The sequence below is a fragment of the Streptomyces sp. SID9727 genome, from assembly GCF_010550605.1.
In the GTDB taxonomy this organism is placed as follows: Bacteria; Actinomycetota; Actinomycetes; order Streptomycetales; family Streptomycetaceae; genus Streptomyces.
Genome location: NZ_JAAGNI010000205.1, coordinates 1 through 13,426, shown reverse-complemented (window position 1 = coordinate 13,426; position 13,426 = coordinate 1). Strand labels below are relative to the sequence as shown.

Below are 13,426 nucleotides of genomic sequence, written 5' to 3'. Positions count from 1 at the left end.
GTGGTACCCGCGCATCGACGGCAGGCAGCTGCCGCGTACCGGGCCGATCGCGTCGGCCCAGAGGCGGGGGATCGCCGACGCGCCGTGCAGGGCGCCGGACAGGGCGCCCGCCACCGCGGCCGTCGTGTCGGCGTCGCGGCCCATGTTGACCGCCATCAGCACCGCCGTACGGAAGTCGCCGCGGGCCGCCGCGAAGGCGCCGAAGGCCAGGCCGACCGCCTCCGGGGCCAGGTCCGTCCACGGGTAGCCGCCGACCACCACGGCCGAGCGGACCGCACGTTCGCCGGTGAGGCGGTCGGGGTGGCGGCGCTGCGCCGCCGTCACCGCGCGGCGCAGGGAGCGGGCCGTCCAGGAGTCCATGGGGACGACCGAGAGCGCGGCGGCGATCACCGAGGTCATCGAGGCACCGGTCATCGCGGCGGCCACCCCGGCGGCCACCGCCTGGCCCCCGTAGATGCCCTCGCCCTCGTGGCTGACCCGGCCGTCGACGGCGACCAGCCGGGCCGCCTCGGCGGGGCGCCCGGCCGCGAAGACGCCGAAGGGCGCGGCCCGCATCGCCAGGCCGTCGCTCCAGGCGTGCCGGTGCTGGGCGGAGATCGGTGCGGCCAGGCCCCGGCGCAGGTTCTCCAGCGTGCCGCGTTCGCTGAAACCGGCGCCCCGGAACGGCCCCTCGTCCAGGTCGGCGATCCACAGCCGCCAGGCCCGCTCGACATCGGTGACGGTGAGGTCCGAGCCGTGCCGGGCCAGCAGCAGCCCGGAGAAGATCGCGTACTCCGTGTCGTCGGTGCCCGCCGGGTCGTCGCTGACGAAGCCCTCGATCCGGCCCCAGCGGCGGCGGATCTCGGAGGGCCGCATGTTCTCCGCCGGGGCGCCGAGCGCGTCGCCGACCGCGAGGCCGAGCAGCGCGCCCCTGGCCCGGTCGCGGGGCCCGCCCGGGGCCGGATCGTCCGGAAGCCGTGCCGTCTGTGTGCCGCCCGCCCGCGGCGCCGTCGGATTTCCTGCGACCGTCTCCATCGCGTCGACCCTTCGCTCGTACCGAGCCAGTACTCGTGCCTGTGGGATCCGTTCCACGCCGAGCCGGGACGAAGGCCGGTTATCCACACAAAAGGGCCACTCGGATGAAACCTTCCGGACAGCAAGGCAAGCCGTACCTATCCGGTTACGCAGGGTGGTAAGTACGGCCTGCCTTGCTGGCAGGAGCGATTTTTCGTGCGTACTTTCGATGGTGTCGAGCGGGGGGCGGGCGGGCAGGAGGCCCACCTCCGGAGAAGCCGGACCAGGGGAGAGGGATAAGCCGTGGCCATCATCGAGACGGACGCCGTACTGCACGAGGCGCACCGGGACAACCACACCCACCGCGACGTCAACGGCGGCTGGCTGCGTCCCGCGGTCTTCGGCGCGATGGACGGCCTCGTCTCCAACCTGGCCCTGATGACCGGCGTCGCCGGCGGCGACGTCTCGCACCGCACCATCGTCATCACCGGCCTCGCCGGACTGGCCGCCGGTGCCTTCTCCATGGCGGCCGGCGAGTACACCTCCGTGGCCTCCCAGCGCGAGCTGGTCGAGGCCGAGCTGGACGTCGAGCGGCGCGAGCTGCGCAAGCACCCGGTGGACGAGGAGCGGGAGCTCGCCGCGCTCTACGAGTCCCGGGGCGTCGAGCCCGCGCTCGCCCGCGAGGTCGCCCGCCAGCTCTCGCGCGACCCGGAGCAGGCCCTGGAGATCCACGCACGCGAGGAGCTGGGCATCGACCCGGGCGACCTGCCGTCGCCCCTGGTGGCCGCCTTCTCCTCGTTCGGCGCCTTCGCGCTGGGCGCCCTGCTGCCCGTGCTGCCGTTCCTGCTGGGCGCCGACGCGCTGTGGCCGGCCGTGCTGCTGGCGCTCGCCGGGCTGTTCGGCTGCGGCGCGGTGGTGGCCCGGGTGACCGCCCGCAGCTGGTGGTTCAGCGGGCTGCGCCAGCTGGCGCTGGGCGGCGCCGCCGCCGCGATCACGTACGGCCTGGGCGCCCTGTTCGGCGTGGCGGTGGGCGGCTGACCCCGCCTGCTTCGTCCGCGTAACGGTCCGGTTCACGCAATCGGCCCGTTACGCGTACGCCATGCGTGTGACGTACGTCTTGGTCCGAGCCTCTGGGCCCGACCGCACCGCGCACCGTAAAATGAGTCTCTATGCAGAGCTGCACATAAGTAGCCACTACCCGGCGGTTTCGTTTTCTCCGCCACCGGGCATGAGCCGTAGACACCGCGGGCAACGACGCCTGCTCTCCGCGTCTCCCGGGCGCCGATCCTCCGACAGCGACCCACTCCACCGTCGTCGACGGTGTCCGCATGTTGGAATGGTTCATCCGCTTTTTGAGAAGCGCCCCATCATGTAATCTGCACGAAATTTCGCAGAGGGCCAACGTCGTCCCTCGGCACTGCATATGCCACGACGACGACGGGAGAGCCGATGCGCACCGACGCCTGGTCGCCCATGGACGGTCGCCCCGCCCCCCAGGGGATGTACGACCCCCGCAACGAGCACGACGCCTGTGGCGTGGGGTTCGTAGCCACTCTGACCGGTGTGCCCGGCCACGAGATGGTCGAGCAGGCGCTGACCGTGCTCCGCAACCTCGAACACCGCGGTGCCACCGGCTCGGAGCCCGACTCCGGTGACGGCGCAGGCATCCTGCTCCAGGTCCCGGACACGTTCCTGCGCGCCGAGGTCCCCTTCGCGCTCCCCGATGCCGGCGCCTACGCCGTCGGCATCGCCTTCCTGCCCGCCGACGACTCCACCGCCGCCGTCGGCGAACTGGAGAAGATCGCCGGCGAGGAGGGCCTCACGGTCCTCGGCTGGCGCGAGGTCCCGGTCACCCCGGGCATCCTCGGCAACGGCGCCCGCGCCACCATGCCCGAATTCCGCCAGCTCTTCGTCGCCGACGGCGAGAACACGGGCATCGCACTGGACCGCAAGGCGTTCCTGCTGCGCAAGCGCGCCGAGCGCGAGGCCGGGGTCTACTTCCCGTCGCTCTCCGCCCGCACCATCGTCTACAAGGGCATGCTCACCACCGGTCAGCTGGAGCCCTTCTTCCCGGACCTCTCCGACCCCCGGTTCGCCACCGCGGTCGCCCTGGTCCACTCGCGCTTCTCGACCAACACCTTCCCGAGCTGGCCGCTCGCACACCCGTACCGCTTCGTCGCCCACAACGGCGAGATCAACACGGTCAAGGGCAACCGGAACTGGATGAAGGCCCGCGAGTCCCAGCTCGCCTCCGGCCTCTTCGGTGACGCGCCGCTCGACCGGATCTTCCCCGTCTGCACCCCGGACGCCTCCGACTCCGCGTCCTTCGACGAGGTCCTGGAGCTGCTCCACCTCGGCGGCCGCTCGCTGCCGCACTCGGTGCTGATGATGGTCCCCGAGGCGTGGGAGAACCACGACTCCATGGACCCGGCCCGCCGCGCGTTCTACCAGTACCACTCCGCGATGATGGAGCCCTGGGACGGCCCGGCCTGCGTCACCTTCACCGACGGCGTCCAGGTCGGCGCGGTCCTCGACCGCAACGGTCTGCGCCCCGGCCGCTACTGGGTCACCGACGACGGCCTCGTCGTCCTCTCCTCCGAGGTCGGCGTCCTGGACATCGACCCGGCCAAGGTCGTCCGCAAGGGCCGCCTGCAGCCCGGCCGCATGTTCCTCGTGGACACCGCCGAGCACCGCATCATCGAGGACGACGAGATCAAGGCGTCCCTCGCCGCCGAGCACCCCTACCAGGAGTGGCTGGAGACCGGCGAGATCGAGCTGGAGGACCTCCCCGAGCGGGAGCACATCGTCCACACGCACGCCTCCGTCACCCGCCGCCAGCAGACCTTCGGGTACACCGAGGAGGAGCTGCGCGTCATCCTCGCCCCGATGGCCCGCACCGGCGGCGAGCCGCTCGGCTCCATGGGCACCGACTCGCCGATCGCCGCGCTCTCGGCCCGCCCCCGGCTGCTGTTCGACTACTTCACCCAGCTGTTCGCGCAGGTCACCAACCCGCCGCTGGACGCCATCCGCGAGGAGCTCGTCACCTCGCTGCGCTCCGTGCTCGGCCCCTCGGGCAACCTGCTGGAGCCGGGCGCCGCGTCCTGCCGCAGCGTCGCGCTGCCCTTCCCGGTGATCGACAACGACGAGCTGGCCAAGCTCATACACATCAACGCCGACGGCGACATGCCGGGCATGAAGGCCGCCACGCTCTCCGGCCTCTACCGGGTGCACGGTGGCGGCGACGCGCTGGCCGCCCGCATCGAGGAGATCTGCACCGAGGTCGACGCCGCCATCGAGGACGGCGCCCGCCTGATCGTCCTGTCCGACCGGCACTCCGACGCCGAGCACGCGCCGATCCCCTCGCTGCTGCTCACCTCCGCCGTCCACCACCACCTCATCCGCACCAAGCAGCGCACCCAGGTGGGCCTGCTGGTCGAGGCCGGGGACGTCCGCGAGGTCCACCACGTCGCGCTGCTGATCGGGTACGGCGCCGCCGCGGTCAACCCGTACCTCGCCATGGAGTCCGTCGAGGACCTGGTCCGGGCCGGCACCTTCATCGAGGGCATCGAGGCCGAGGACGCCATCCGCAACCTCATCTACGCGCTCGGCAAGGGCGTCCTCAAGGTCATGTCCAAGATGGGCATCTCCACGGTCGCCTCCTACCGCGGCGCCCAGGTCTTCGAAGCGGTCGGCCTCGACCAGTCCTTCGTGGACCGCTACTTCAACGGCACCGCCACCAAGATCGGTGGCGCCGGCCTCGACGTCGTCGCCAAGGAGGTCGCCGCCCGGCACACCAAGGGCTACCCCGCCTCCGGCATCTCCGCCTCGCACCGCGCGCTGGAGATCGGCGGCGAGTACCAGTGGCGCCGCGAGGGCGAGCCGCACCTGTTCGACCCGGAGACGGTCTTCCGCCTCCAGCACTCCACCCGCAACCGCCGGTACGACATCTTCAAGAAGTACACGGACCGGGTGAACGAGCAGTCCGAGCGGCTGATGACGCTCCGCGGCCTGTTCGGCTTCACGTCGGACCGCCCCTCGATCGACATCGAGGAGGTCGAGCCCGTCTCGGAGATCGTCAAGCGCTTCTCCACCGGTGCCATGTCCTACGGCTCCATCTCGCGCGAGGCCCACGAGACCCTCGCCATCGCGATGAACCAGCTGGGCGGCAAGTCCAACACCGGTGAGGGCGGCGAGGACGCCGACCGGCTCTACGACCCGGCCCGCCGCTCGTCCATCAAGCAGGTCGCCTCCGGCCGCTTCGGCGTCACCAGCGAGTACCTGGTCAACGCGGACGACATCCAGATCAAGATGGCCCAGGGCGCCAAGCCCGGCGAGGGCGGCCAGCTGCCCGGCCACAAGGTCTACCCGTGGGTCGCCAAGACCCGGCACTCCACCCCGGGCGTCGGTCTGATCTCCCCGCCGCCGCACCACGACATCTACTCCATCGAGGACCTGGCCCAGCTGATCCACGACCTCAAGAACGCCAACCCGCAGGCCCGCATCCACGTGAAGCTGGTCTCCGAGGTCGGCGTCGGCACGGTCGCCGCGGGCGTCTCCAAGGCGCACGCGGACGTGGTCCTCATCTCCGGCCACGACGGCGGCACGGGCGCGTCCCCGCTGACGAGCCTCAAGCACGCGGGTGGCCCCTGGGAGCTCGGCCTCGCCGAGACCCAGCAGACCCTGCTGCTCAACGGCCTGCGCGACCGCATCGTCGTGCAGACCGACGGCCAGCTCAAGACCGGCCGCGACGTCGTCATCGCCGCGCTGCTCGGCGCCGAGGAGTTCGGTTTCGCGACCGCGCCGCTCGTCGTCTCCGGCTGCGTCATGATGCGCGTCTGCCACCTCGACACCTGCCCCGTCGGCATCGCCACCCAGAACCCGGTGCTGCGCGACCGCTTCTCCGGCAAGGCCGAGTACGTCGTCAACTTCTTCGAGTTCATCGCGCAGGAGGTCCGCGAGCTCCTCGCCGAGCTCGGCTTCCGCTCGATCGAGGAGGCCGTCGGCCACGCCGAGCTGCTGGACACCGACCGGGCCGTCACCCACTGGAAGGCGCAGGGCCTGGACCTCGCCCCGCTGTTCTACGTCCCCGAGCTGCCCGAAGGCGCGGTCCGGCACCGGAACACCGAGCAGGACCACGCCCTCGACAAGGCCCTCGACAACGAGCTGATCAAGCTCGCCGCCGACGCCCTCAAGGCCGACAGCCCGGAGGCCGCCCAGCCGGTCCGCGCGCAGATCGCGATCCGGAACATCAACCGGACCGTCGGCACCATGCTCGGCCACGAGGTCACGAAGAAGTTCGGCGGTGCGGGCCTGCCCCAGGACACCATCGACATCACCTTCACCGGCTCCGCGGGCCAGTCCTTCGGCGCCTTCCTGCCCAGCGGTGTCACCCTGCGCCTGGAGGGCGACGCCAACGACTACGTCGGCAAGGGCCTGTCCGGTGGGCGCGTCGTCGTCCGCCCCGACCGCGGCGCCGACCACCTCGCCGAGTACTCCACCATCGCGGGCAACACCATCGCCTACGGCGCCACCGGCGGCGAGCTGTTCCTCCGCGGCCGCACCGGTGAGCGGTTCTGCGTCCGCAACTCCGGCGCCACGGTCGTCTCCGAGGGCGTGGGCGACCACGGCTGCGAGTACATGACCGGCGGCCACGCCGTGGTGCTCGGCGAGACCGGGCGCAACTTCGCGGCCGGCATGTCCGGCGGTGTCGCGTACGTCATCGACCTCGACCGGGACAACGTCAACGCCGGCAACCTCGGCGCGGTCGAGGAGCTGACGGACACCGACAAGCAGTGGCTGCACGACGTCGTGCGCCGCCACCAGGAGGAGACCGGCTCCACCGTCGCCGGGAAGCTCCTCGCCGAGTGGGACACCGCGGTGGCCCGCTTCAGCAAGATCATCCCGTCCACCTACAAGGCAGTGCTCGCCGCCAAGGACGCCGCTGAGCTCGCCGGTCTCTCCGAGCAGGAGACCACCGAGAAGATGATGGAGGCGGCGACCAATGGCTGACCCCAAGGGCTTCCTGACCACCGGCCGCGAGGTCGCGCAGACCCGCCCGGCCGGCGAGCGCGTCAAGGACTGGAACGAGGTCTACGTTCCGGGCTCGCTGCTCCCGATCATCAGCAAGCAGGCCGGCCGCTGCATGGACTGCGGCATCCCGTTCTGCCACAACGGCTGCCCGCTCGGAAACCTCATCCCCGAGTGGAACGACTACGCCTACCGCGAGGACTGGGCCGCCGCCTCCGAACGGCTGCACGCCACGAACAACTTCCCGGAGTTCACCGGGCGGCTGTGCCCGGCCCCGTGCGAGTCGGCGTGTGTGCTCGGCATCAACCAGCCGGCCGTCACCATCAAGAACGTCGAGGTCTCGATCATCGACAAGGCGTGGGGCAACGGTGACGTGACCCCGCAGCCGCCGGAGCGCCTGTCCGGCAAGACCGTCGCCGTCATCGGCTCGGGCCCGGCCGGTCTCGCCGCCGCCCAGCAGCTCACCCGGGCCGGCCACACGGTCGCCGTCTACGAGCGCGCGGACCGCATCGGGGGCCTCCTCCGGTACGGCATCCCCGAGTTCAAGATGGAGAAGTCGCACATCAACCGCCGCATCGAGCAGATGCGCGCGGAGGGCACCAAGTTCCGCACCGAGACCGAGATCGGCCGGGACATCGACGCCGCGAAGCTGCGCCGCCGCTACGACGCCGTGGTCATCGCCGCCGGTGCCACCGTCTCGCGCGACCTGCCGGTCCCGGGCCGGGAGCTGAACGGCGTGCACTTCGCCATGGAGTACCTGCCGCTCGCCAACAAGGTGCAGGAGGGCGACCTGACGGTCTCCCCGATCACCGCCGAGGGCAAGCACGTCGTCGTCATCGGCGGCGGCGACACCGGCGCCGACTGCGTCGGCACCGCGCACCGCCAGGGCGCCCTGTCGGTCACCCAGCTGGAGATCATGCCCCGGCCGGGCGAGGAGCGGAACGCCAACCAGCCCTGGCCGACCTTCCCCATGCTCTACAAGGTCACCTCCGCGCACGAGGAGGGCGGCGAGCGGGTGTACTCCGTCTCGACCACCCACTTCGAGGGCGACGAGGACGGCAACGTCCAGGCCCTCCACCTGACCGAGGTGGAGTTCAAGGACGGTAAGCTGGAGCAGAAGCCCGGCACCGAGCGGGTCATCCCCGCGCAGCTGGTCACGCTCGCGATGGGCTTCACCGGCACCGACCAGGCCAACGGTCTGGTCCAGCAGTTCGGTCTGGAGCTCGACGAGCGCGGCAACATCGCCCGCGACCAGGACTACGCGACCAACGTCGACGGCGTCTTCGTCGCCGGGGACGCGGGCCGCGGCCAGTCCCTCATCGTGTGGGCCATCGCCGAGGGCCGCTCCGCGGCACGCGGCGTGGACCGCTTCCTGACCGGAGCCAGCGCGCTGCCGGCCCCGATCCGCCCGACGGACCGTGCCCTGACGGTCTGACACGGCACACAGACGTCCCGCACAACGGCGTGCGGAACTGAACGCGGCGCCTGCCCGTCCCCGACCGGACGAATCGGCAGGCGCCGTGGCGCGTCCGGGGGCAGGCGGCGCCGGGGCTCAGGCCGTCAGCGCCAGCGCGCAGGTCGCCGCAGCCGTCGCCGTCACCGCGAGCACCAGGCCGGTCAGCGCGAAGCGCCGTACGCCGATGCGCGTGCCCTGGAACCGGCACCGCTCGAACCACAGCAGCGTCGCCAGCGACCCCCACGGGGTGACCAGCGGGCCCGCGTTCACCCCGATCAGCAGGGCCAGCAGCTGGTGGTGGTTGCCCGCCGGGACGACCGCCTCGCCCGCCACGTACGCCGGAAGGTTGTTGAGTACGTTGGCGAGCCCCGCGCCCACCCCGGCGGTGCGCAGCATGCCCCCGAGGCCGTCGTCCGAGCCGAGCGCCCGCATCAGCACCTCGTGCAGCCCGTGGGCGTTGACGGTCTCCACCACCAGGAACATCCCCGGCACCAGGACCAGGAGCCGCCACGGGACCAGCGACAGCCGCAGCTCCTCGCGCCGCCGCACCGCGTACGCCGCCACGACGACCACCATCGCCACCAGCGAGGCCGCCCACAGCGGCACGTCCGCCACCAGGATCGCCAGCAGGAACCCGGCACAGGCCACCGAGCACACGACCAGCAGCACCCGGTCGTCGGGCGAGGGCACCGGCGGCGGGGTGTACGTGTCGGCGCCCCGCCGCCCCCGGCGCCAGTAGAACACCCACAGGCACAGGGCGGTCGTCCCGATCGCGGCCAGCTGCGGCAGCCACATCACCCCGGCCAGACCGGCCGGGGACAGCGCCACCCGGTCCGCCGCCAGCAGATTGGTCAGATTCGACACGGGGAGCAGCAGGCTCGCCGTGTTGGCCAGCCACACCGTCGTCATCGCCAGCGGCACCGCAGCGATGCCCACCCGCCCGGCCAGGGCCAGCATCACCGGGGTGAGCAGCACGGCCGTCGTATCGAGGTTCAGGGTGATCGTGGTCAGCGAGGCGAACGCCACGCACAGCCCGAACAGCAGCGGATAGCGCCCGCGTCCGGCCCGCGCCACCCACGCCGCGACCACGTCGAAGACCTGGGCCCGGCCCGCCAGCTCGGCCAGCACGATCACGGTCGCCAGGAACGCGAGCAGCGGCCCGATGCGCCGCAACTGGTCCTCGGCCGGACCGGCGGGCAGCAGCCCGGTCGCCGCCGCGATCACTCCGAGCAGGAGCAGCCCTCCGGCCAGCCAGTCCAGGGGATGCAGCCGCCGCACCAGGGCACGCGAGCGCTCCGTGAAGTGATCGTTCCGCATGCGGTCATCGTGTCAGACCGGGGCACCCCGGCCCGCCCGCTCAGCCCGTCAGCGCCGACGTCTTGAGGACCACCAGCAGCACCAGCACCGCCGCCAGCACCACGCACCCGGCCGCCTGCACCGCCGTACGCCGCCCGGCGGGGGCGTACGCGTACACGACGGTCACCGCCGCACCGGTCAGCAGGCCGCCCAGGTGGCCCTCCCACGAGGTGAAGGCCGCCGACAGCAGCATCCACACCAGGAACCCGGCCAGGAAGCCGTTGACCGCCTGCATGTCCCGGCCCAGGCGGCGGCTGATGACGTAGAACGCGGCTGCCAGGCCGAAGACCGCGCCCGAGGCACCCACCACCTCGTCCCCCGGCGAGATCAGGTACACCAGCACCGAACCGCCCAGCGCGGACAGCAGGTACAGGGCGAGGAAACGGCCCCGGCCCAGCTGCTCCTCGACCACCCGGCCGAGATTCCACAGGGCGTACATGTTGAAGACGATGTGCAGCACCCCGAACGGCAGCGAACCGAACGACGAGCCGTCCGGCGGCAGATGGAGGAAGGCCCCGGTCAGCAGCCGGTACCACTCGCCGTCCACCACCCCGACCACGTCGAACCCGGGGGAGCCGCCCTCGACGTAGACGTACTGCCCGCCGTCGGCGTCGGTCAGTCCGGCCCCCGTCATCGCGAACCGGTCGACCACCCCCGGGCGTATCAGCTCCGCGAGGTACGCGAGCACGTTGAGGCCGATCAGCGCATACGTGACGACCGGCACCGCGGTCCGCGACACGGCCCCGCCGAACGCCGTCCGGGCCTGCCGGACGGAGCGCTGCCCCTCCCTCACGCACTCCACGCACTGGTGGCCGACCGCCGCCTCACGCATGCAGTCGGGACAGATGAAGCGCTCGCAGCGGACGCAGCTCACATACGTCTCGTACGAGGGATGGCGGTAGCACGTGGTGGCGGCGGCCTCCATGGCCGGCTCCTTCGTCTGTACGGGATCGGGGGGCCGGTGGGGGGTCGGCGGCGATCAAGATAGCGAACCCGCGACGCCGGCCCGGACCCGGGCTCCGCACCCCGTGCGGGCGTCCGAACGGGTGGGCCGGGGCACGACCGACGGGAAACCGGACAGAAGGTGACGGGATTTCCCGGTTCCATGACCTCATGACCACGAGCACCTGGACCGACTTCCGCACCGCCGAACCCGACTTCGCCGACACCGTGCGGCAACGGTTCGCCCTGTACAGGCACCACGTCCTCGCCACCCTCCGCACGGACGGATCGCCCCGGCTCACCGGCCTGGAGGTGGACTTCTGGGAGGACGAGCCGCACCTCGGCATGATGCCGAACTCCCGCAAGGCCCTCGACCTGCGCCGCGACCCCCGCTTCTGCGTGCACGCCAACCCCGGGCCCGACGCCGAGATGGCCGACGGGGACGTCCGGATCTCCGGGCGCGCCGTCGAGGTGACCGACCCCGCCGTCCTCGCCCGCTTCATCGAGGAGCGCACCCCGCCCGAGCCGTTCCACCTCTTCCGCGTCGAGCCGACCGAGGTGGTGCGGGTGGGCCTGGAGGGCGGCGACACCATCGTCATCACCACCTGGCACCCCGGCCGCCCGCCGCGCACCGTCCGCAGGGGAAACGACGCCTGATCCGGCCACCTCCCGACATCCGGCGGCGGCACGTGCTACGGTGGGCGTGTTGCAGTTTTGGTACCCATGAACTTTATGTGCGCCTGACGGGAATGCTTCGTCAGGCGCTTTATTGTTTTCCGGCTTTCTCCGGATGGGGCTCAATGCGGCGACTTGGAATTCGTAAAGTGCGAATTTCCGGCACTGCACCTCCTTAGGAGATCGACATGGCTACTGGAACCGTGAAGTGGTTCAACTCTGAAAAGGGCTTCGGCTTCATCGAGCAGGACGGCGGCGGCGCCGACGTCTTCGCCCACTACTCGAACATCAACGCCCAGGGCTTCCGTGAGCTCGTCGAGGGCCAGAAGGTCAGCTTCGACGTCACGCAGGGCCAGAAGGGCCCGCAGGCGGAGAACATCGTCCCGGCCTAATTTTTCGCCGGACGCGTACCTCGCAGCCGGGGCCCGCACCGTCAAGGTGCGGGCCCCGGCTCGTGCTGTCCCAGGAGGACAATCCCGATATGACCCGCTCCGAACGCCAGGACCGTCCCGCCCGCAACCGCCCGTCCAGGGCGCGCGGCACGGACCGGGCACAGGCAACCGCACAGGGTTCCGGCAAGGGAACCGGAAAGGCGTCGCCCCGTCGCAGGGCCACGCCGCCGCAGGGCGAATTCGCGCTGCCCGAGACCATCACCCCCGCACTGCCCGCCGTCGAGGCGTTCGCCGAGCTGGACATGCCCGCAGCCCTGCTGAAGACCCTTGCCGCGCAGGGCGTGACCGAGCCGTTCCCGATCCAGGGCGCCACGCTGCCCAACTCGCTGGCCGGCCGCGACATCCTCGGCCGGGGCCGCACCGGCTCCGGCAAGACCCTCGCCTTCGGCCTCGCGCTCCTGGCCCGCACCGCCGGCCGCCGCGCCGAACCGAAGGCACCGCTCGCCCTCGTCCTCGTCCCGACCCGCGAGCTCGCCCAGCAGGTCACCGACGCGCTGACCCCGTACGCCACCTCGGTCAACCTGCGCCTGGCCACCGTCGTCGGCGGCATGTCGATCACCCGGCAGTCCGCCACACTGCGGCGCGGCGCCGAGGTGCTGGTCGCGACCCCGGGCCGGCTCAAGGACCTCATCGAACGCGGCGACTGCCGCCTGGACCAGGTCGCGATCACGGTCCTGGACGAGGCCGACCAGATGGCCGACATGGGCTTCATGCCCCAGGTCACCGCCCTGCTCAGGCAGGTCGAGGCGGACGGCCAGCGGATGCTGTTCTCGGCGACCCTGGACAAGAACATCGACCGCCTCGTCAAGATGTTCCTCACCGACCCCGTCGTGCACTCGGTCGACCCGTCCGCCGGTGCGGTCACCACCATGGAGCACCACGTCCTCCATGTCCTGGACGAGACCGACAAGAAGGCCGTCGCGACGCGGATCGCCGCCCGCGACGGGCGCGTGATCATGTTCGTGGACACCAAGCGCGCCGCCGACCGCTTCGCCAAGCGGCTCCTCGCCAGCGGTGTACGCGCTGCCGCGCTGCACGGCGGGCGCTCCCAGCCGCAGCGCAACCGGACCCTGGACCAGTTCAAGAACGGCCAGGTCACGGCTCTCGTCGCGACGAATGTGGCGGCCCGCGGCATCCACGTGGACGACCTCGACCTGGTCGTCAACGTGGACCCGCCCACCGACCACAAGGACTACCTCCACCGGGGCGGCCGCACCGCCCGCGCCGGGGAGTCCGGCAGCGTCGTCACCCTGGTGCTGCCCGAAGAGAAGCGCGACATGACCCGCCTGATGCGCGACGCGGGCATCGATCCGCGCACCACCCGCATCCGCTCCAGCGACGAGGAACTGACCCGCATCACGGGCGCCCGCGAACCGTCCGGAGTCGCGGTGGTCATAGAGGTCCCGCAGCCCACGCAGCCGAAGCCGAGGCCGGCAGGAGCCCGCTCGGGCAGTCGCGGCCGAGGCCGGGGGTCCGGCGCGTCCCGGGGCTCCGCCCCGCGCACCGGCGCCGCTCGCGGAAGCGC

9 protein-coding genes are annotated in these 13,426 nt (G+C 71.7%); 6 read left to right on the top strand and 3 right to left on the bottom strand.

Going from position 1 to position 13,426, the window contains the following annotated elements; genetic code table 11:
- Positions 1 to 1,014 (bottom strand): ADP-ribosylglycohydrolase family protein (locus G3I41_RS13590; protein ID WP_164400471.1); only part of this gene is annotated, 1,014 nt, incomplete at its 3' end.
- A gap of 282 nt (positions 1,015 to 1,296) precedes the next feature.
- Between G3I41_RS13590 and G3I41_RS13585 the strand changes: the two genes are divergently transcribed.
- The 3 genes from G3I41_RS13585 to G3I41_RS13575 all read left to right on the top strand — a co-directional run bounded on the left by G3I41_RS13585 (position 1,297) and on the right by G3I41_RS13575 (position 8,455).
- Positions 1,297 to 2,031 (top strand): VIT1/CCC1 transporter family protein, encoded by a 735-nt coding sequence (locus G3I41_RS13585; protein WP_164400470.1) that lies wholly within the window; start codon positions 1,297 to 1,299, stop codon positions 2,029 to 2,031.
- Positions 2,032 to 2,442: 411 nt separating this feature from the next.
- Positions 2,443 to 7,002: a glutamate synthase large subunit gene (gene gltB, locus G3I41_RS13580; RefSeq protein ID WP_164400469.1), complete on the top strand. Its 4,560-nt coding sequence runs from the start codon at positions 2,443 to 2,445 to the stop codon at positions 7,000 to 7,002.
- Entirely contained in the window at positions 6,995 to 8,455 is a 1,461-nt protein-coding gene (locus G3I41_RS13575) for a glutamate synthase subunit beta (RefSeq protein WP_164400468.1), read from the top strand. The genes gltB and G3I41_RS13575 overlap by 8 nt, the downstream gene beginning before the upstream one ends.
- 117 nt (positions 8,456 to 8,572) lie before the next feature.
- Here the strand turns inward: G3I41_RS13575 and G3I41_RS13570 are convergent, their stop codons facing one another.
- Together G3I41_RS13570 and G3I41_RS13565 are read right to left on the bottom strand one after the other, a co-directional pair.
- Positions 8,573 to 9,793, bottom strand: coding sequence for an SLC13 family permease (locus G3I41_RS13570; RefSeq protein WP_164400467.1), 1,221 nt, complete (start codon positions 9,791 to 9,793; stop codon positions 8,573 to 8,575).
- A gap of 40 nt (positions 9,794 to 9,833) precedes the next feature.
- Positions 9,834 to 10,757 (bottom strand): rhomboid family intramembrane serine protease, encoded by a 924-nt coding sequence (locus G3I41_RS13565; protein WP_164400466.1) that lies wholly within the window; start codon positions 10,755 to 10,757, stop codon positions 9,834 to 9,836.
- Positions 10,758 to 10,945: 188 nt separating this feature from the next.
- Here G3I41_RS13565 and G3I41_RS13560 point away from each other — a divergent pair, with 188 nt between their 5' ends.
- The 3 genes from G3I41_RS13560 to G3I41_RS13550 form a co-directional block, all read left to right on the top strand.
- Positions 10,946 to 11,431 (top strand): pyridoxamine 5'-phosphate oxidase family protein, encoded by a 486-nt coding sequence (locus G3I41_RS13560; RefSeq protein ID WP_164400465.1) that lies wholly within the window; start codon positions 10,946 to 10,948, stop codon positions 11,429 to 11,431.
- 206 nt (positions 11,432 to 11,637) lie between these two features.
- Complete coding sequence (locus G3I41_RS13555; RefSeq protein WP_018104519.1) at positions 11,638 to 11,841, top strand: cold-shock protein; 204 nt, start codon at positions 11,638 to 11,640, stop codon at positions 11,839 to 11,841.
- Between the two features lie 89 nt (positions 11,842 to 11,930).
- A partial coding sequence (locus G3I41_RS13550; RefSeq protein WP_164400464.1) for a DEAD/DEAH box helicase occupies positions 11,931 to 13,426 on the top strand: 1,496 nt, incomplete at its 3' end.